Source organism: Euzebyales bacterium, assembly GCA_036374135.1.
Taxonomy (GTDB): Bacteria; Actinomycetota; Nitriliruptoria; order Euzebyales; family JAHELV01; genus JAHELV01.
The window spans coordinates 15,771-35,017 of the sequence record DASUUK010000024.1 but is presented as its reverse complement, the minus strand read 5'-3'; the positions used below and the strand labels follow the sequence as shown (position 1 = coordinate 35,017).

The following is a 19,247-nucleotide window of genomic DNA, read 5'->3' as shown; positions in this document are numbered from 1 at the left end:
CGGGCTCAGCCGATGAACGTCTGCGCGGTGAGTGACGCGAGCTCGGCTTCGAACAGGTCGCCGGCGTCGTCGCCGAACGCGAACGCGAACTGGTTGAACACCTCGAGGGTGACGATGCCGTGCAGACGCGCCCACGTCGCCAGGAGGAACGGCGGCAGCGCCGCGGGGACGGGCATGCCCGCCAGATCGGCGATGTCGGCACGCAGCAGCGCGGTCGCGTCCCCGAGGTCGTCGGCGGCGAAGCTCTCGGGGATGCGGAGCGCATCGACGACGTGCGCCTCCACCAGGGGACGGAGCAGCGCGATCGACATCCGTCGCACGGCGTCGACGGTCGGGCCACCCGTGGGCGCCGCGTACCCGGGGATCGGAGTGCCGTACAGCAGGGCGAACTCGTTGGGATGGGTTCGTGACCAGTGCCGGTACGCCCGCGCCGACGCACCGAAGCGCTGCGCCGGTGGCGCGTTGACCGGTACGCGCTCCGGCACCATCGGCGCAGGCCGATCACCGTCCGACAGCGGCTGGTCGCTCCCGATGACCGCGAAGATGACGTGATCGGCCAGGTCCTCGTAACCCTCGGTGATGAGTGCCGTCAGCAGCGCGTCACGACTGTCGAAGTAGCGGTACATGCCCGGTGCGCTCAGCCCGACATCGCGTGCGACTGCCCGCAGTGACAGTCCATCGGCCCCGTGGGTCTGCAGACGCTCGAGTGCAGCGGCCTTGATCTGGCCCGTCAGCTCGGCGCGTAGGCGCTCTCGTCGTGTCGGCATGCCGGCACTCTAACAGAAGTTGCAGTGCGAACACCGTTCGCGCACCTGCTCGACGCCGCCCTCGGGTTCGCGACGCCAAAGTCGGGGCCCTGGTCGCGCCGTCGATGTGCTGCACATGTCGCGCTGCCGCCGCCGTGCCGCGGTGGGGGCGACGCGCGTGGTTATGCTGCCACCTCGACGGTGCCTGCGACGCCCAGGTCCAGAGCATGGCGCGGAGGGGATCCGGCGGGTGCGAGGCAAGGACGCCATCCACATCTTCGTGGGCACGAAGGCCCAGTACATCAAGACCGCGCCGCTGCTGCGCCTGCTGACGGCACGCGGCATCGATCACCGGCTGATCGACTCGGGCCAGCACGCGCGCCTGTCCGCCACGATGCGTGCCGATCTCGGGGTCCGGCAGCCGGACGTCGTGCTCGGCGGTGCCGACGACATCACCTCGATCGCCGGTGCCGTCGCCTGGGCCGGCGGCATCGCCGGACGATTGTGGTCGTCGCGCGCCGTCCGTCGCGAGATCTTCGGCGACCGTGGCGGCGTGTGCGTCGTCCACGGTGACACGCCATCCACGCTGCTGTCAGCGCTGCTGGCCAGGCGTGCCGGGCTGGCGGTCGCCCACCTCGAGGCGGGCCTGCGCTCGCACAGCCTGCGCCAGCCGTTTCCCGAGGAGGCGATCAGGGTCCTCGTGATGCGCCTGGCCACCAGGTTGTTCGCGCCCGATGCCGCCGCGATGGACAACCTGCGCGCTATGGGACTCGATCGTCGGTCGGTGGCGCTCGACGGCAACACGGTGATCGACGCGTTGCGCGACGCGCTCGGGCGGGCACGGCCATCGGGCGGCGGGGCGGTGGTGACGATGCACCGGGTCGAGAACCTGACCAGCCGACGACGGGTCGAGCGCCTCGTCGCGACCGTGGAGCGGCTGGCCACGACCATGCGGGTGCTGTTCGTGGTCCACGCGCCGACCGTGCGCGCTCTGCACCGGATGGGCCTGCACGGGCGTGTGATCGACGCCGGGATCGAGGTGTCGCCGGTGATCTCCCATCGGGCGTTCGTGCACGCCATCGCCGGCGCGCGGCTGGTCATCACCGACGGCGGCAGTGTGCAGGAGGAGTGCGCGCTGCTGGGGGTGCCGACGCTGTTGTGGCGGGCGAGGACGGAGCGGTCCGACGGACTCGGCGCCAACGTGGTGCTGTCCGGCTACCGCCCGCAGACCGTCGCCGAGGTCATCGCCGATCCCGACCGCTACCGCCGTGGACGGGCGGACCTCGACCGGCGCCCGTCCGAGCGGATCCTGGCCGACCTGCTCGCACTCACGCGCGACCCGCCCCCGCCGGTCGGCCGTGTGGCGCATGGCTGAACCCCCGGTGCGATGTGCCCGCCCCGGAGCCGGTCGGGGTTGACACCGGTAGGCGGTCGCCGGTGGCGATGCCGCCGTCAGCGGCGGGCCTCGGCGAGCGTGAGGAGATCGTCGAGCACGGTGTCGTTGCCGCGCTCACGTGCGCGCAGGTCGCTGAGCACGGCGGGCAGGTCGTGGTCGCGACCCGCGACGGCGAGCACCGCGTCGGCCAGACCGTCCAGCGCCTCGGGCGTCCACCCGACCATGCGTGCCGCGGGGCCCATCTCGGCCCCGATCGCCGCCACCTTCGGCGCGTAGCCGATCAGCGCCGCAGGGCGCCCGGCGAGTATGGCGGCGACGGCCGCGTGGTAGCGCATCGCCACCACCACACGGGTGGCCGCGATCTCGGCGACGACCCGCTCCGGTGGAGGACTCAGCAGTGTCACGGGCGCGCGCAGTCGCCGTGCGACGCGGGCGTGGAGCAGATCGTCCCACCCGCGCTGCATCGCGACCAGTCGCACGGGCAGCCCGAGCGCCCCCGCAGCGGCATCGAGGCCCCGCGCGAGACGGTCGACCATCGCCTCCGGTGTGACGTCGCGGGCGGCTCGCGTGGCGACGGGCAGGCAGTTGCGTCCCCCGCGCCAGGGACGAAGGCACGCGGTGATGGCGTCCGCCGGCGCGACCTGGGGTGACGGCAGGGACACGGCCAGGTCGGCGGTCACCCGTACGCCGCGCACGCCTGCGCGCCGCAGGGTCCGTGCGGATGGGCGATCCCGGACGGTCACGGCCGTCGCACCCCGCAGCGCGCGGCGCACCTGGCCCCGTCCGATGCGTGTCTGCAGCGGACCCGCTCCGACGCCGACGACCGCGTGCGGTGTCCGCGTCAGCCCCGCGATCCACAGCCGTGACAGGTGCAACGGCAGGTTGAACGACGACGTCTGGTCCTGGAGCAGTCCGCCACCGCCGAACACCAGCGCATCGCCGCCCGCGACCGCCCGCCACACGGCGGCGGCGTCGAGGTGGCCCACCGCCGGGACGCCACCGTCGGCGTCGCGGGCGTGCGCGGTGATCGCCGTCACGCGCGCACCGCGCGCGACGAGCTTCGCGCGCAGCGCGGCGAAGATCAGCTCGTCACCCGCGTTGGCCGAGCCGATCCAGGCGGCGACGGTCACGCGCACGCGCTGCCACCTCCCGTGCTCACCGACCGTGGATGGCGTGCCCACCACGGGCGTCGAGGCGTTACCGTTGCCTGATGGACGCATCGACCACGCCGAGCGCGCCGTGACCCGGGGTCTCCAGGACGACCCGGGTGGCACGGCGTCGCTGTTCGGCGCCGAGCCGCCCGACGTGGACGTACCGCCGACGACGTCATCGGCCGGCGTCCCGCTCGCGGCGCGGGTGCGCCCGGCGCGGCTCGAGGAGCTGATCGGTCAGGAGCAGCTGACCGGTCCCGACTCGCCACTGCGGCGTGCGATCGAGACCGACGCGCTGCGCAGCATCGTGTTGTGGGGACCACCGGGCACCGGCAAGACGACCCTGGCACGTGTGATCGCGGCGACCACCAGCGCCGCGTTCGTGGAGCTGTCGGCGGTGACCGCCGGCGTACGCGAGGTCCGCGAGCAGATCGAGCGCGCGCGGACGCGCCGCGATGCCGCCGACCGCGCCACGGTGCTGTTCATCGACGAGATCCACCGCTTCAACCGGGCGCAGCAGGATGCACTCCTGCCGGCGGTGGAGGACGGCTCGGTGACGCTGATCGGTGCCACGACCGAGAACCCCAGCTTCGAGGTCAACGCACCACTGCTGTCGCGCAGCCTGCTGTATCGGCTGCGTCCGTTGGACGACGACGCGATCGGCCGGGTCATCGATCGGGCGTTGGACCGCGCTGACGGCCTTCCAGGTGTGCAGCTGGCTCGCGACGCGCGGACCGCGTTGATCGCGGCCGCCGACGGCGACGCCCGGGTGGCGTTGACCGGACTCGAGGCGGCGGCCGCGACCGCCGCGGGCCGTGAAGTGACCGGTGATGACGTGCGGGTCGCGCTGGGCAGCCCTCACATGCGTTACGACAAGTCCGGTGACGCCCACTACGACCAGGTCAGCGCGTTCATCAAGTCGCTGCGGGGCTCGGATCCTGATGCGGCCGTCTACTGGCTGGTACGGATGCTCACCGAGGGCGAGGACCCCAGGTTCCTGGCACGCAGGATGATCATCCTGGCCAGCGAGGACGTCGGGCTCGCCGATCCGGACGCGCTGTCGGTGGCGACATCGGCGTGGCACGCGCTGGAGTCGGTCGGACTTCCCGAGGCACGCTTCGCGCTGGCGCAGGCCGCCCTGTACCTCGCGCTGGCACCCAAGTCGAACAGCGTCACGAACGCGCTGGTCAATGCCGACCGTGCCGTCGAACGGCTGGGCAACGCCGCCGTGCCGGCGCACCTGCGTGACGCGCACTACAAGGGCGCGAAACGGCTGGGCCACGGCGCGGGATACCGCTATCCCCATGACGACCCCCGCGGCTGGGTGGCACAGCAGTACGGACCGGACGGGCTCGTGTCCGGTCAGCTGTACCGGCCGGGAACCCACGGACGTGAGCCGGACATGCACACGTGGCTCCGTAAGAACGACGCAGAGTAGTCTTCTCACTACACAACACGCGCCAATATCGCGAAAACACCCGGATCCCGGGTTGACGATGCGCGTGGGCGCGAGCATAGTTACACAGGTGGAGTTCCAAACGTGTGAGGAACCGCAGCGCGGCACCTGCAGGGCCGCGGAACGGGACGCCCGCACGTCGGCGGATGCACTCGCGTGACAGGGGAAGACGTGTTCATCGAACCGGTACCGTGGGCCGACGAGGCGAAGTGCCTCAACGCCGACCCTGACGTCTTCTTCCCCGAGAAGGGCGGCTCGACCCGGGAGGCCAAGCGCATCTGCTCGGAGTGCACGGTGCGGGTCGAGTGCCTCGAGTACGCCGTGGAGCACGACGAGCGGTTCGGCATCTGGGGCGGGATGAGCGAGCGCGAGCGTCGCAAGCTCAAGCGGTTGGCCTCTTAGGCAGGTGCACCCCCGTGGGCGAGTGAAGCCGACGGGCTACGATGCGTAGGGTTACGGCCCGGTGAAGCGGGCGGAATCTCTTCTCGAGCGCCAGTCCTTCCTCCATGTCGTTCACAGATTCGGTAGCTCGCCCACGTCTCGGCGTTGTCCTTGTCGTCCACAACGGCCTGCGATGGCTGCCGGTGATCCTGGGCACGATCGCAGACTGGCGCATCGCCGCCCTGGAACTGATCGTCGTCGACAACGCCTCGACCGACGGGTCGTCGGACCTGCTCACATCGCGGGTGACCGCCGACCGGCTCGTCCGGCTCGACGAGCCGCGCACATTCGCCGAGGCGTTCGAGATCGGCCGGAGACACCCGGCGCTGGCCGGCGCGCCGCTGGTCCTCATGCTCCACGACGACCTCGTGATGACCGTCGACACCGTCGCCACGCTGCTGGCGACGATGGAGGCCGACCCCGAGGTCGCGGTGGCCGGACCCAAGCTGCGCGAGTGGTCCCAGGAGCCGTTGGTCCAGCAGGTCGGCCAGACGATCGATCCGTTCGGCCGGTGGTCACGACAGCTGGACCCCGGCGAGATCGACCAGGGTCAGCACGACGAGGAGACCGACACGCTGTTCGTGTCGACCGCCGGCATGATCGTGCGGTCCGACGCGTACGAGGGGCTCGGTGGGTTCGACACCCGCATGTCGTTCGCGCGCGAGGACCTGGACCTGTGCTGGCGCGCATGGATCGCGGGCTACCGCGTGCGGGTCGTACCGCACGCGGTCGGCTACCACGTCAGTGCGGGCGAGCGTGGCGGACGTCCCCTCGGTGAGGACCGCTCCCACGAGGTCGAGTACCTGACAGAGCGCCACACGCTCGCGGCGATGCTCAAGAACTACAGCCTGGCGCGGCTGGCGCTGCTGATCCCGGTCGGCACGGTGCTGTTCCTGTTCCGGGCGCTGGGGCTGCTGTTGACCCGCCGCGTGGGTGCGGGCACGGCCGGCCTGAAGGCCGTCGGCTGGAACGTGCTCAGGCTCCCGCGCACGCTGCTGCTGCGACGCGGGGTGCAGCAGCTGCGACGACGGACCGACAGTGACCTTCGTCCGCTGTTCGCCAGTCCGTGGGCGCGGCTGCGCGACTACGGCGAGGCCATCGGTACCTGGCTGTCGGGTTCGCGGACGCCACGCCTGCTCGAGGATCCGACGACCGCGACCCTGCGCACGTCCCAGTCGCGGACGCTGGGCGCGTTCCTGCGACGCCACCCCAGCCTGATCGTCGGGCCGATCCTGCTGGCGCTCTATCTCGTGGGCGCCATCCCGCTGCTCGGCGGCGGGCAGATCATCGGTGGCCAGGTGCTGCCGTGGCCCGACGAGGCCACGGACTTCATCCGCGCGTACACCCACCCGTGGCACGGCGACCCGCTGGGATCCTGGTCGTTCCTGCCACCCGTCCAACCGGTGCTCGGTCTGCTCAGCTACCTGGGTCTCGGCTCGATGTGGTTGGCCCAGCGCCTGGTCGTCCTCGGCATGCTGCCGTTGGCGTTCATCCTGACGATCCGCGCCGGGCGGCTGCTGTCGACCCGCATGTGGCCACGTCTGCTCGGCGCCACCGTGTACACGCTGAGCCCCGCGGTCCTCGGCGCGCTGGCCGAGGGACGGTTCAGCGAACTGCTGGTCGCCGCGCTGCTGCCCGGCCTGGTGGTGCTCGCCGTCTGGAGCGCCGACCACCGCCGGACACCGGCTGAGGGCTGGCGCGCGTCGGCGGTCATGGCCCTGGTGCTCGCGATCCTGTGGTCGGCCGCACCGGGGGCGTGGATGGTGCCGGCGGGCATCTGGTTGACCGCCGTGGTCGCGGCGGGCGTGGGGTCGCGTCGCGGGGCGCTTCTGCGCACGTTCAGCGCCGCCCCGCTCGCGCTCATCGTGCTGGCCCCCTGGCTGGCCGACGTGGTCCGGAGCGGTGGGCAGGTCATCGACGCCGCCCCGTTCGAGCCGGTGACCGCCTGGCAGGCGTTCCTGCTGGCCCCCGACATCCTTCCCGGGCTCGAACCGATCGGCGTGTACGTCGCGGCGCTGGTCACGGCCGGCGTCGTGGGCGCCGCCCTGTTGCTGACGGGCCGCGGGCGTGCGACCGCTGTGGTCGTCCTGCTCGGCGTCATCACCATCTGGGGCATGATCGCCTGGGGGATCGGCTTCCTGGGTCTGGAGACCACGTGGATCCCGGCGCTGCTGCTGCCCGGCGCCCTGGCGCTGGCGGGGCTGGCGACACTCGCCGCCCGCAGCATCAGCGATCATCTCCGCACCTACAACTTCGGGCTCCGCCAGGTGCTGGCGGCCGGATGCGCGCTCGTGCTGGTCGCCGGGCTCGCCGGCGGGCTGTACCGGGTGGTCACCGATCCGTGGTCGGAGCTGCGCATCGCCCGCGACCTGGTCCCGGCGTTCGTGGCCGCCGACGTCGAGCGCATCGGCAACTACCGGATCCTGCTGCTGTCCGGCGGTGAGGACACGCTCGACTGGGACGTCACCGACGCCGACGGCCCCACGATGCTGCAGTTCGGCACGTCGCCGAGCGAGCCGCTCTCCGGCGACTTCGCACGGTCGGTGGCATCGATCGGCCTGGGCGATCCGCGTGCCGCGCTCGAGCTCGGTCTCCTCAACGTGCGCTACGTCGTGATCCACGATCGCGACAACCGCTCGGAGATCGCCGGCCTGCTGTCCGCCCAACCCGATCTGGAGCCGCTCCCATCCGGCGCCGGGCAGATCTTCGAGGTGTCGACGTGGCTGCCACGTGCCGCGGTCGTGCCCGCTGACACCGCGCAGTCCGCCGCCGATGCCGTGCGGCAGGTCGACACCGGCGCCCTCGAGGACGACGGCCTCCGTGAGACCGCGCCCGGGTCGTACACCGGCGACGTGGTGCCGGGCTGGCTCCTGCTGTCGGAGGCCCGGTCGTCACGCTGGAACGTCGAGCTCGACGGCCAACGGCTGCAAGCCGTGCCGGGTGTGTACGCCAACGTCTACGAGATCACCGAGCCGGGCCGGCTGGAGATCACCCCAGGCGGCGAGACACGGCACCTCTGGGTGGTCGCAGCGCAGCTGCTGGCCGTGTTCGCCGTGATCTCGCTGGCGCTGCGGCCGCCGCGCAGCGGCGTCGACCGTCGCGACATCGACGACGTCCACGTCGGGCCGTACCCGGCCCCCATGCCCGGGCCCGCCGCGCGTGCCGCGGCGGCCGCCACGATCACCGGCGACCTGCGGTAGGTCGGGGAGTTCACGATGAGCCGGCAGATCGCATTCGTCCTGACCGTTCTCGCGTTGCTGGTTGGCGCAACGGTGGCCGCCGACCGCGTCGTCGCGGCACCCGAGCCGCCGTCCGCGACGTTCGCCGAGCAGATCGACGTCAACAGCGGCGCGTGGTACTGCGTCCCGATCGCGCGCAACGGCGAGACGGCCACGCTGACCGTCGCGGCCGCGGGTGAGGACACGTCACGGGTGACCGTCGCCAGCGTGGGTGGCGGTCAGGTCGAGGATCTGGGTGAGCCCCGCCAGCTCGAACCGGGCGACACCGAGGAGATCGAGATCGACGGCGGCAGGCGTCCGCCCGCCGTGGAGATCCGCTGGCGGGGCGGGCCCGCGACCGCCTCGTGGAACGTGGAGGGGCGTGGAGGCGACCGCCTGGGCGACTCGTGCACCCCCAGTCCCGCGCCCCGCTGGCTGCTGAGCGGTGCCTCGACCGTCATCGGATCAAGCACGCGCGTCTACCTGTTCAACCCGTTTGACTCCGACGCCGTCGCGCGTGTCGCCTTCGCCACACCCGAGGGGCGGGTCAACCTGGTGTCCAGCGAGAACCTGTCGGTGCCCGCCCGTGACGTCATCGCGGTGGATGTGAGCGATCTACAACCCGAGCAACCCGACCTCGGCGTGATCGTCGAGGTCGACGCGGGCCGGGTCATCGCCACCGGTGTGCAGCAGTTCGGTCAACCGGATCTGCCGGACATCGAGCTCGACGGAGCCGGGGTGTCCAGCGACACCGGTGCGCCGGCGGGACGGACCGTGCTGCAGGCGCAACCGTCCGACGCGACCTCCGCCGGGTTCGCATACGCGGCCGCCGACGAGCGCAACGCGTCGTGGATCACCGTCCTGAACCCGAACACCCGCTCCGCCGAGCTCGAGGTGAGCGCCAGCGACGAGGTCGCCGCGGAGGCCGTGGCGCAGGAGGTGGTCGTCGGGCCCGAGAGCGTCGAGCGGATCGAGCTCGAAGGACTGTCGTCGAAGTCGACCTTCGGTGTGACGGTGACGTCGACCAACGACGTCGGCTTCGTCGCGACCAGCTTCGTCGCCAGGAGCGGTGACGACGCCGCCGTGACCTCGCTGGCCGGGATCCCTGAGGCCGATCAGACCAGCGTCGCGGCGACAGCGCCCGGTGGCACGGGTCCTGCACTCGCGCTGTACAACGCCGGCTCCACACCGGTCACGGCCACCGCCAGCGCCTCGGGCGTCGCGCCCGAGGGGTGGGACGCCCTCGAGATCGCAGCGGGCGAGATGCGCCTCCTGCCGTTCGCGCAGGCGGGGGTCACCGACGGCGGCGCGCCCGTCACCGTGTCCGCCGATCAGCCGCTGTACGCCACCCTGCGCCTCGCCGGCAGCAAGCGGGTGAGCTGCCTGCTGACCCTGCCGCTCGTCCCCGCGAACACCTGGGAGGGCTCGCAGGACGCGCCGATCCCACGTCGGGACGAGACCCTGGGGACCCGGCCGGTCGACTTCCCGGCGCAGCAGGACCGGTAGAGTGCGTGCCCGACCGCTCTCCGCCGCTGATGGTGGCGGTTCGCCCGAATCGACCGGTGGGTCGTCTACTGTTGCCCCGCGATGAGTGATCACGACATCCGCGGGGCCCTGTTGCACGCGACACGTCGAGGAACGGCTCCGCTGGCCAAGGACCACCCGGGCGGCGCCTGGTTCCATGGAGCTCAGGGCGGGGCAGTCGCTCCCGCAGCCCAACGGATGTGCCAGCGAGCGGGATGTCAGCAGGCGGCGACGGTGACGCTGTCGTTCCGGTACGACGCGCGCCAGGCGTCGCTCGTCGACCTGTCCGAGGACAAGGACCCCGCGTTCTACGACCTGTGTGCGGCGCACGCCGACGTCCTGATCGTGCCGCGCGGATGGGAACGCCTCGACCGGCGGACGCGGTCACCCGAACCCGACCCCCAGGTGCCGCCGGACCCGCCGTCGTCGAACCCCGGTCCCGATCGCTATGCGGCCCTGACGGCCGCGCTGCCGCGTCTGGCCGAGGCGTGGGGTGTCGGCGCGGCCGCGGAGGAGCCACCCGGGCCCGAGCAGTCCTCCCCGTCGGTCGACAACCTGGCGCCGACGGCGGCCGGCGGTCCGTCGGCTGAGGATGCACGGGCGGTCGAGCGCCGAACCGGGCACCCCTACGAGCCGGTCACGCGCACGCTGCTCGACGACGAGGCCTTCGAGCTGCAGGGCCAGCTGCAGATGCCGATCGAGCCGGAATCCCGCGGCGTTGTGGTCGCGTTGACACGCAGCCGGCCTACGTGATGCCCGGCGGTCGGTGTCCGTGACCAATGCTGACCCGTCGGTGAGGCTCGATCGGGTCGTCAAGGCCTACGACGTCCGGGGCCTCGTTCCGTCCGAGCTCGACACGGACCTCGCACACCTGATCGGCCGGGCCGCCGCGGTCGAGTTGGCGGCGTCGGGCATGCTCGTGGGTCGGGACATGCGCCCCAGCTCACCGGTGCTCGCGGACGCGGTGATGCGTGGCGCCCGCGCCCAGGGAGTGGACACCATCGACCTGGGGCTGGCGTCGACCGACATGCTGTACTACGCGTCCGGCCACCTGGATCTGCCGGGCGTCATGGTGACGGCCAGCCACAACCCCGCCGGCTACAACGGGTTGAAGTTGTGCCGTGCCGGCGCCGAGCCCGTCGCCTTCGACACCGGCCTCCGACGCATCCGTGACCGCGCCGCCGCCGGCCGGTTCGCTGCGGCGCCGCGGGAGGGCGGCCATCGCGAGATCGACGTGCTCGACGACTTCGCCGCCCACGTGCGCAGCTTCGTCGACACGACGGTCCTGCGGCCGCTGCGTGTCGCCGTCGACGCGGGTAACGGCATGGCCGGCCACGTCGTGCCCGCGGTGTTCGGCCCGCTGCCGTTCGAGCTGGTGCCGTTGTACTTCGAGCTCGACGGGACGTTCCCCAACCACCCGGCCAGTCCCATCGAGCCGGAGAACCTCGCCGACCTGACGGCGCTGGTGCGCGCCGACGCATGTGACATCGGCCTGGCCTTCGACGGCGACGCCGACCGCATGTTCTGCGTCGACGGCGCAGGCCGGCCGGTGTCACCGTCACTGGTCACCGCGGTCGCGGCCGAGCGCATGCTCGCGCGCGATCCGGGTGCGCCGGTGCTGTACAACCTGATCTGCTCGCGCATCGTGCCGGAGACCATCCGACGCGCCGGTGGACGCCCGGTGCGCACGCGGGTCGGCCACTCCTACATCAAGTCGGTGATGGCGGAGACGGGCGCGATCTTCGGGGGCGAGCACTCCGGCCACTACTACTTCCGGGACAACTTCCGTGCGGACTCCGGCCTCATCGCCGCGCTGATCCTCCTCGAGGCGCTCAGCGCCCACGGTGGTTCACTCGCCGAGATGGTCGCCCCGTACGACGTGTACGTGCAGTCGGGCGAGATCAACAGCCGGGTCGCCGACGCCGACGCCGCGGTCATCACCGTCGCTGACGCGTTCGCCGACCGTGGCGACGCGGACTACGCTGACGGCCTGACCGTCTCGTCGGGTGTCTGGTGGTTCAACGTCCGCCCGTCGAACACCGAACCGATGCTGCGCCTCAACGTCGAAGCCACCGACGCCGAGACGATGGCCGCCATCCGCGACGAGGTGCTCGCGCTGGTCCGTTCCTAGTCGCACGTCAACCGCCTGTCGGAGGCGGCCGGAGCAACCCAAGGAGAAGTCCATGGCTGTCGACCAGTCCCTGATCGACCTGCTGATCTGTCCCGCCTGCCATGGTGAGATCGTCTACAAGGATCGGCGCAAGGTCATCATCTGCACGCAGTGTGAGCTGCACTACCCGGTGCGCGAGAACATCCCCGTGATGCTGGTCGAAGAGGCGTCGCCGCCGCGCCGGCCGAGCCGCAGCAGCTCCTGACCGCAGCGAGCGCAGATGACCGACCTCGACGGTGGCGTCGATCTCGACGAGCCCGACCACTACGGCCGCGTCGACCTCAGCGACGCGCTCGCCGATGTCGAAGGCGCGCCGTGGCAGTGGGACGACGCACGACGCGTCGGGCTGAACGTCGACCTGACCCTCGCCGAGCAGGTCTGTGTCGTCGGCATGGGCGGCTCGGGGATCGTGGGGCACCTGCTGGCGGCGCTGCTGCTCGACGAGCTGGAGGTGCCGCTGGTCGTTCACCAGGGCTACGGCCTGCCGTGCTTCGTCGGTCCGTCGACGCAGGTCATCGCGGTCTCCCACTCCGGCAACACCGCCGAGACCCTCGACGCCGTCACCCAGGCCGAGCTCCGCGGTGCCCCGATCGCCGTCGTGACCAGCGGTGGGCGGCTGGGGGCGCGTGCCCACGAGCAGGGCTGGCCCGTCGCAGTCGTGCCGGCGGGTGCCCCGCCCCGCCACAGTCTGGGCTGGTTGCTGGTGCCGCTGCTGGGGGTCTTCGGGCTGGGCGGTCAGCTCGACGACGCGATCGCGGGTCAGCGCCGCGCGGTCGCCGCCTGCGGTCGGCACATCCCGCGGCGTGACAACCCGGCCAAGCGCCTCGCGGAGCAGCTGGCGCAGGTCGACCTGGCGGTGGCGTGGGGCACGCAGGGGTTGGCATCGGTCGTGGCGCACCGCCTCGTCACGCAGCTCAACGAGAACGCCAAGCTGCCCGCCTACGCCGCGACGCTGCCTGAGGCCGACCACAACGCCATCGTCGGTCACTGGCTGGAGCACCTGACCCCCCGTAGCGCGCTGCTCATGGTGCGTGACCCCGACGGCGAGCACGGCGAGGTCAAGCGGCGGGTGGCGCCGTCGGTGGACATCACCGACAGGCACTTCGCGTGGACAGCCGAGGTGGCGTCGACCGGCGGCCCACCGCTGGCCCGCCTGGCGGAGCTGCTGCTGCACGTCGACCTGATCAGCGTGTACACGGCGCTCGCGCGTGGTGTGGATCCCACGCCGATCGAGGCGGTCGACCGGCTCAAGGCCGTCCTGGCCTGAACACCGGCAACCCGCGCGCGCCCCTGCTGCGCTCCGCGTCCGTCTGCCGCGGCACATAGGCTGGCCGCCGCCGATGCGCGTCCCACCGGGAGTGACGAACCGATGTTCCTGCACGATCTCGAGGCGGTGCTGCGGACCCGGCGGGTCGACGCACCCGCCGAGTCGTACTCCGTCACGCTGGTCACCGATCCCGAACGTGCCTCCCGCAAGATCATGGAGGAGGCCTATGAGACGTGCGTGGAGCTCGTGCGCGACGACGTCGACCGCGCCCGCGTCACCGAGGAGGCCGCGGACCTCGTGTTCCACCTGCTGGCGGGGCTGGTGGCGGTCGACGTGCGGCTCGACGACGTGCTCACCGAGCTCGCCTCGCGTCACGCCGGCGTAGGCACCGAGGCGGGAGGAAGACGATGACAGCGCCATGGGTGGCCGTTCCGTCACGCGGACGGCTGCGCACCAGGACGCTCGAGCTGCTCGGTGCGGCCGGGTACGCCACGTCGCGCTTGCACGGCAACCAGTCGATCGCCCCCGTCGATGGCTTGTCGTTCATCGAGATGCGCTCACGCGACGCGGCCCGCGCGCTGGCCGCGGGCCAGGTCGACGCGGCGTTCATCGCGACGGATCTTGTCGAGGAGCACGAGCTCGACGACCTCGACGCGTTGCCGCTGGGCTTCGCGCGCTCGGACCTAGTGGTCGCCAGCCGCGACGACGACGGCCGCATCACCGCTGACGACCTGGCCGGGTGCACCGTGGCCACGCACCTGCCGCACCTCACGCGAACGTTCTTCGCCCGCCGGGGCGTCGACGTGGCGGTGCTCGAGCTGGGTGGCTCCCTGGAGGGTGTGTGCGCTGCCGGCATCGCTGACGCGATCGTCGACCTCCGCGAGACCGGCGCCAGCCTGGCGCGCAACCGGCTGCGCGTGCTCGAGGTCATGACCCCGTGCCAGGCGTTGTTCGTTCGACGCGCCGACCACACGGTGCTCGACGACATGGCGCTGCGTCTGGGCGCGGCGCTGGCGGCGGGGCGCCATCGGTACGTGATGCTCCACGTGCAGCCGGCACAGGTCGACAAGCTGCGGTACCTGTTTCCTGGCCTCGCGTCGCCGACCGTGCTGCCGCTCGCCGGCACGACCGACCTGGTGGCGGTCCACTTCGTCGTCGGCGCCGATGAGCTCTGGGAACGTCTCGGCGATCTGCGGGCACTCGGCGCGACGGGCATCGTGGCCGTCACGCCCCAGGCGATCCTCTAGCCGGCCTCTGCGGCGCGGCGCCGACCGATGCCGCCGATGGCCGGGCAACCAGGGCGCGCGACCACGTCATCCACACCGCTGGACGGTGGGCGTCGCGTCCGGCGACCGGAGCGTGTGATCGTGGCCACATGGTGCACCGCCTGCTCGATGTCGTCCTCCCGCTCCGCTGTGCCGCCTGTGGCCGGCGCGGTGCGGGGCTGTGCCCGGCGTGTCGCGACGCCTCGTCGGCCCTGCGCCTGCGCGGAGGCGCACCGGTCCGGCTCGCGCATGCGGTGATCGCGGTGGCGGCGTTCCGCTACGAGGGCGTCGTGGCGGAGGCGATCCGGGACGTCAAGACACCGGGACGACACGCCGCGGCAGCGGATCTGGCGCGCCTGCTCTGGAGCCAGCTGGACGTCCGGGTGCCGCCGTGGCCGCGGACGTGGGTGCCCTCGACCCGTGCGCGCCGACGTCGGCGTGGCGCAGACATCCCCCGCACGCTGGCCGGGCCCGGCGCCGTGGCGCTGCTGCGCCGGGTACGGCAGGACAGTGACCAGACGACGTTGACCGCGGCGCAGCGTCGGATCGCCCGGCGGGACGACTTCCAGAGCGCACCATGCGTGCCATCTCGCATAGTCCTGGTTGACGACGTCCGGACAACCGGAGGAACCGCCTCGGCGGCCGCATCCGTGCTCCTGGCGGCCGGAGCGAGGCGGATCATGGTCGTCACCCTGGCCGCCGTCGATGCGACATCCGCCGAGAACGGATCGCATGTCTACCAGGCGTGAGAATGACGGCAAAGCCGGGGAGGCATTGCTACTGTTGGTAGTCGTGACGGGTGCGAAGCTAACTGGTCCACATGCATCAGTGCGGCTGTGGCAGTCTAGTCACTACCGGATCGCACAATTGGCACCGCAACCGAGGTGGTAGTCCGCATGGCCGAGCCGGAGACGAGCGGGAACATCCGCGTGCTGGTCGCCGACGACCATGCGGTGTTCCGTCGAGGGCTCGAGATGGTGCTGGCCAGCGAGGACGACATCACCGTCATCGCCGAGGCGGACAACGGTCGCGCGGCCGTCGATCTCGCCGTCGAGCTGTCACCCGATCTGATCCTCATGGACGTGCGGATGCCGCAGGTGTCGGGGATCGAAGCGACGCGGTCGATCAAGGAACACCTGCCCGACGCCAAGATCGTCATGCTGACGATCAGCGACGAGGAGGACGACCTCTACGAGGCGATCAAGGCGGGCGCCAACGGCTACCTGCTCAAGGAGATCTCCATCGACGAGGTCGCCGATGCGGTCCGCAGCGTGCACGCCGGTCAGTCGATGCTCTCACCCCCCATGGCGACCAAGCTGTTGGCGGAGTTCGCCGCGATGGCACGCAAGGACACCGAGGAGCAGGAGCGGTCCGCTCCGCGGCTGACCAAGCGCGAGATGGAGGTCCTGACGTACGTCGCCAAAGGCATGAACAACCGCGACATCGCTCGTGAGCTGTTCATCTCCGAGAACACCGTCAAGAACCACGTGCGCAACATCCTCGAGAAGCTGCACCTGCACTCGCGCATGGAGGCGGTCGTCTACGCCGTCCGCGAGAAGCTGCTCGAGATCACCTGATCCGGCGCTGTCCGTCGCAGTGGGCCGGGGGTCCACCGCCCGTCCGCGCATGGCCCGCCCGTCCGGCACGCCGCGGTCCTACACTGGTTTCTTTCCCTGCGAAGGTACCAACGCGATGTTCAACAAGCTGCTGCGCATGGGCGAGGGCCGCCGACTCAAGGACCTGTGGAAGCAGGTGCACGAGGTCGAGGCGCTCGAGGAGCGGTTCGTGCCGGCCGCCATGTCGGACGCCGATCTGCGCGAGCAGACCGACATCTTCCGTGCACGCTTGGCCGACGGCGAGGATCTCGACGACATCACCTACGAGGCGTTCGCTGTGGTGCGCGAGGCCGCACGGCGGGTGCTGGGCCAGTTCCCGTACCCGGTCCAGGTGCTCGGTGGGCTGGTGCTGCACGACGGTGACATCGCCGAGATGCGCACGGGTGAGGGCAAGACGCTCACGTCGACGATGCCGGTGTACCTCAACGCGTTGGGCGGCGAGGGCGTGCACGTCGTCACCGTCAACCCGTACCTCGCCGCACGTGACCGCGAATGGATGGGCCGCATCTACGAGTTCCTGGGACTCGAGGCCGGCCTCGTCTACTCAGGTCAGTCGCGCGCGGACAAGCGTGTCGCATACGCCGCCGATGTGACGTACGGGACCAACAGCGAGTTCGGGTTCGACTTCCTGCGCGACCACATGGTGCTGCGTCCCGAGGACCTGATGCAGCGGGGTCACGCCTACGCCATCGTCGACGAGGTCGACTCGATCCTGGTCGACGAGGCCCGGACGCCGTTGATCATCTCCGGTCCCGCCGAGCAGGCGACCGCCGACTACGAGCTGTTCGCCCGCCAGATCATGCCGCGACTGCGCCGTGATGAGCACTACGAGGTCGACGAGGCCAAGCGCACGGTCGCCGTCACCGAGGAGGGCACCGAGAAGGTCGAGCAACTGCTCCAGCAGCTGCGGGGGGTCGAGAACCTCTACGAGTCGGTCAACACCCCGTACATCCACCACCTGCAGCAGGCGATCCGCGCCAAGGAGCTGTACCGGCGCGACACCGAGTACATGGTGACCGACGGCGAGGTCAAGATCGTCGACGAGTTCACCGGCCGTGTGCTCGACGGCCGCCGCTACTCCGAGGGGCTCCACCAGGCGATCGAGGCGAAGGAAGGCGTCGCGATCAAGGAGGAGAACCAGACGCTGGCGACGATCACGCTGCAGAACTTCTTCCGCCTGTACACCAAGCTCGCCGGCATGACGGGGACGGCCAAGACCGAAGAGGGCGAGTTCGCCCACATCTACGACATGGGTGTGGTCGAGGTCCCGACCAACGAGCCGATCGCCCGCGCCGACCACGTCGACGTCATCTACAAGACGGAGGAGGCCAAGTACACGGCTGCCGCCGACGACATCGCCGAACGCCACGAGGCGGGCCAGCCGGTCCTGGTGGGCACGGTGTCGATCGAGAAGAGCGAGAGGCTGGCTGGACTCCTGACCCGCCGGGGCATCCCGCACGAGGTGCTGAACGCGAAGAACCACTTCCGCGAGGCGGCGATCATCGCGCAGGCCGGACGTGTCGGCGCCGTCACCGTGGCCACCAACATGGCCGGTCGCGGCGTGGACATCATGCTCGGCGGCAACCCGGAGCAGCTCGCGCTCGACGAGGCGCGCAAGAAGTTCAACGGGCTGCCGGGCCAGGAGCGCGAGGACGCCGAGCCGATCGACGCCGACGCCTTCCGCGCCTACCGGGACGAGCAGCTCGAACGCTTCACGGCGGAGACCAGGGCCGAGGGCGATCGGATCCGCGAGCTCGGGGGCCTGTACGTGCTCGGGACCGAACGTCACGAGTCACGCCGCATCGACAACCAGCTGCGCGGTCGTTCGGGTCGCCAGGGTGACTCAGGAGCGTCGCGGTTCTACCTGTCGCTCGAGGACGACCTGATGCGGTTGTTCAACGCCAGCGCCGTCGAGTCGATCATGAACCGGTTGTCGATGCCCGACGACGTGCCGATCGAGCACAAGATGGTGACGCGCGCGGTCGCGCGGGCGCAGACGCAGGTGGAGTCGCGCAACTTCGAGCTGCGCAAGAACGTGCTCAAGTACGACGACGTCATGAACGAGCAGCGCAAGGTCGTCTACGCGCAGCGCACCCGCGTGCTGACGGGCGACGACGAGGGCGTCGCAGAGGTCGCGCACGACTTCCTGACCGAGGCGGTCACGCAGGTCGTCGCCGAGTTCGCGCTGGAGGGACAGTTCAGCGAGGACTGGGACCTGTCGGGACTCCAGAACGCGTACGCCGAGCTCGTCGTCGACGCGAACGCCGACGAGGACGTCCGCAACGACGCCCGCGCGCGGATCGCGGCACTGTTCGACGACCTCGATCTCGAGGTCCTCACGGTGCACGGCCTGACCGAGGACGCCCTGGAGCTCGCGCGCACGCTGTACGCGGAGCGCACCGAGCGCGTGGGCGCCGACCTGCAGCGGCAGGTCGAGCGCCGGGCCATCCTCGGCGTGGTCGACCGCATCTGGCGCGAGCACCTCTACGAGATGGACCACCTGCGCGAGGGCATCGGCCTGCGCGCGGTCGGCCAGCGCGATCCGCTCGTCGAGTACCAGCGCGAGGCGTACGAGGCGTTCAGCGTGCTGATGGCGCGCGTCCGCGACGAGGCGGTCCGGTTCTTCTTCAGCATGGTGGCACGCACCGCCGAGCCCCAGCAGCGCGTCGACCGCATCAGCGACGCGCGGGTCAGGCTCACATCCGCGACGTCCCCGCAGGTCCCGCCCGCCGCCGCGGCCGCCGCCGCACCGGCGGGCGGCAAGGCGTCGGCGGCGGCCGCCGCCCGCCAGGCCACCCACGGCACCGTGGTCAAGGGTGAGCAGGTGGGACGCAACGATCCGTGTCCGTGCGGCTCAGGGCGCAAGTACAAGAAGTGCCACGGCGGCTGATGCGTCGTTCCGTGTCCGCGGGGCGGCACGCTCGTCGCCGGGCTCCGGCAGGGACCCCGCCCTCGCCAGCGGCTCGGGGCGGCGGCGTGGCCTTGGTCAGGTCGGCA

The 19,247-nt window shown here is 71.2% G+C and carries 16 protein-coding genes; 14 read left to right on the top strand and 2 right to left on the bottom strand.

Features of this window, described 5'->3' with window-relative positions; genetic code table 11:
- Positions 1 to 5: 5 nt before the first annotated feature.
- A complete protein-coding gene (locus tag VFZ70_02960; GenBank protein HEX6254748.1) occupies positions 6 to 767 on the bottom strand; it encodes a TetR/AcrR family transcriptional regulator in 762 nt (253 codons plus the stop codon).
- A 229-nt stretch (positions 768 to 996) separates the two neighbouring features.
- On the opposite strand from VFZ70_02960, the gene VFZ70_02955 reads away from it, so the two are divergent.
- Positions 997 to 2,121, top strand: coding sequence for a UDP-N-acetylglucosamine 2-epimerase (locus tag VFZ70_02955; GenBank protein ID HEX6254747.1), 1,125 nt, complete (start codon positions 997 to 999; stop codon positions 2,119 to 2,121).
- A gap of 77 nt (positions 2,122 to 2,198) precedes the next feature.
- Here VFZ70_02955 and VFZ70_02950 read toward each other — a convergent pair whose 3' ends face one another.
- Positions 2,199 to 3,278 (bottom strand): polysaccharide pyruvyl transferase family protein, encoded by a 1,080-nt coding sequence (locus VFZ70_02950; protein HEX6254746.1) that lies wholly within the window; start codon positions 3,276 to 3,278, stop codon positions 2,199 to 2,201.
- 67 nt (positions 3,279 to 3,345) lie between these two features.
- Between VFZ70_02950 and VFZ70_02945 the strand changes: the two genes are divergently transcribed.
- The 13 genes from VFZ70_02945 (at position 3,346) to secA (ending at position 19,140) form a co-directional block, all read left to right on the top strand.
- Positions 3,346 to 4,731 (top strand): replication-associated recombination protein A, encoded by a 1,386-nt coding sequence (locus VFZ70_02945; GenBank protein HEX6254745.1) that lies wholly within the window; start codon positions 3,346 to 3,348, stop codon positions 4,729 to 4,731.
- 174 nt (positions 4,732 to 4,905) lie between these two features.
- Positions 4,906 to 5,151 (top strand): WhiB family transcriptional regulator, encoded by a 246-nt coding sequence (locus tag VFZ70_02940; GenBank protein HEX6254744.1) that lies wholly within the window; start codon positions 4,906 to 4,908, stop codon positions 5,149 to 5,151.
- Positions 5,152 to 5,255: 104 nt separating this feature from the next.
- Positions 5,256 to 8,390 (top strand): glycosyltransferase family 2 protein, encoded by a 3,135-nt coding sequence (locus VFZ70_02935; GenBank protein ID HEX6254743.1) that lies wholly within the window; start codon positions 5,256 to 5,258, stop codon positions 8,388 to 8,390.
- Between the two features lie 15 nt (positions 8,391 to 8,405).
- Positions 8,406 to 9,914, top strand: coding sequence for a DUF5719 family protein (locus VFZ70_02930; GenBank protein HEX6254742.1), 1,509 nt, complete (start codon positions 8,406 to 8,408; stop codon positions 9,912 to 9,914).
- Positions 9,915 to 9,995: 81 nt separating this feature from the next.
- Entirely contained in the window at positions 9,996 to 10,685 is a 690-nt protein-coding gene (locus VFZ70_02925) for a DUF3499 family protein (GenBank protein HEX6254741.1), read from the top strand.
- Positions 10,686 to 10,725: 40 nt separating this feature from the next.
- On the top strand, positions 10,726 to 12,063 hold the full coding sequence (locus VFZ70_02920; protein HEX6254740.1) for a phosphomannomutase/phosphoglucomutase: 1,338 nt from the start codon (positions 10,726 to 10,728) through the stop codon (positions 12,061 to 12,063).
- Between the two features lie 52 nt (positions 12,064 to 12,115).
- Complete coding sequence (locus tag VFZ70_02915; protein ID HEX6254739.1) at positions 12,116 to 12,307, top strand: Trm112 family protein; 192 nt, start codon at positions 12,116 to 12,118, stop codon at positions 12,305 to 12,307.
- Between the two features lie 15 nt (positions 12,308 to 12,322).
- Entirely contained in the window at positions 12,323 to 13,369 is a 1,047-nt protein-coding gene (locus VFZ70_02910; protein HEX6254738.1) for a bifunctional phosphoglucose/phosphomannose isomerase, read from the top strand.
- Between the two features lie 102 nt (positions 13,370 to 13,471).
- Entirely contained in the window at positions 13,472 to 13,780 is a 309-nt protein-coding gene (gene hisE, locus VFZ70_02905) for a phosphoribosyl-ATP diphosphatase (protein HEX6254737.1), read from the top strand.
- Positions 13,777 to 14,616, top strand: coding sequence for an ATP phosphoribosyltransferase (hisG, locus tag VFZ70_02900; GenBank protein HEX6254736.1), 840 nt, complete (start codon positions 13,777 to 13,779; stop codon positions 14,614 to 14,616). The genes hisE and hisG overlap by 4 nt, the downstream gene beginning before the upstream one ends.
- 128 nt (positions 14,617 to 14,744) lie before the next feature.
- Positions 14,745 to 15,383 (top strand): hypothetical protein, encoded by a 639-nt coding sequence (locus VFZ70_02895; protein HEX6254735.1) that lies wholly within the window; start codon positions 14,745 to 14,747, stop codon positions 15,381 to 15,383.
- Between the two features lie 147 nt (positions 15,384 to 15,530).
- Positions 15,531 to 16,211: a response regulator transcription factor gene (locus VFZ70_02890; GenBank protein HEX6254734.1), complete on the top strand. Its 681-nt coding sequence runs from the start codon at positions 15,531 to 15,533 to the stop codon at positions 16,209 to 16,211.
- A gap of 115 nt (positions 16,212 to 16,326) precedes the next feature.
- On the top strand, positions 16,327 to 19,140 hold the full coding sequence (gene secA, locus VFZ70_02885; GenBank protein ID HEX6254733.1) for a preprotein translocase subunit SecA: 2,814 nt from the start codon (positions 16,327 to 16,329) through the stop codon (positions 19,138 to 19,140).
- Positions 19,141 to 19,247 lie beyond the last annotated feature (107 nt).

Excerpts from the sequence above, each read along its gene's own strand:
- VFZ70_02960 (HEX6254748.1), bottom strand. The coding sequence starts at position 767 with ATGCCGACACGACGAGAGCGCCTACGCGCCGAGCTGACGGGCCAGATC.
- VFZ70_02910 (HEX6254738.1), top strand. The coding sequence starts at position 12,323 with ATGACCGACCTCGACGGTGGCGTCGATCTCGACGAGCCCGACCACTAC.
- VFZ70_02935 (HEX6254743.1), top strand. The coding sequence starts at position 5,256 with ATGTCGTTCACAGATTCGGTAGCTCGCCCACGTCTCGGCGTTGTCCTT.
- VFZ70_02915 (HEX6254739.1), top strand. The coding sequence starts at position 12,116 with ATGGCTGTCGACCAGTCCCTGATCGACCTGCTGATCTGTCCCGCCTGC.
- hisE (HEX6254737.1), top strand. The coding sequence starts at position 13,472 with ATGTTCCTGCACGATCTCGAGGCGGTGCTGCGGACCCGGCGGGTCGAC.
- VFZ70_02930 (HEX6254742.1), top strand. The coding sequence starts at position 8,406 with ATGAGCCGGCAGATCGCATTCGTCCTGACCGTTCTCGCGTTGCTGGTT.
- secA (HEX6254733.1), top strand. The coding sequence starts at position 16,327 with ATGTTCAACAAGCTGCTGCGCATGGGCGAGGGCCGCCGACTCAAGGAC.
- hisG (HEX6254736.1), top strand. The coding sequence starts at position 13,777 with ATGACAGCGCCATGGGTGGCCGTTCCGTCACGCGGACGGCTGCGCACC.
- VFZ70_02895 (HEX6254735.1), top strand. The coding sequence starts at position 14,745 with ATGGTGCACCGCCTGCTCGATGTCGTCCTCCCGCTCCGCTGTGCCGCC.
- VFZ70_02925 (HEX6254741.1), top strand. The coding sequence starts at position 9,996 with ATGAGTGATCACGACATCCGCGGGGCCCTGTTGCACGCGACACGTCGA.
- VFZ70_02890 (HEX6254734.1), top strand. The coding sequence starts at position 15,531 with ATGGCCGAGCCGGAGACGAGCGGGAACATCCGCGTGCTGGTCGCCGAC.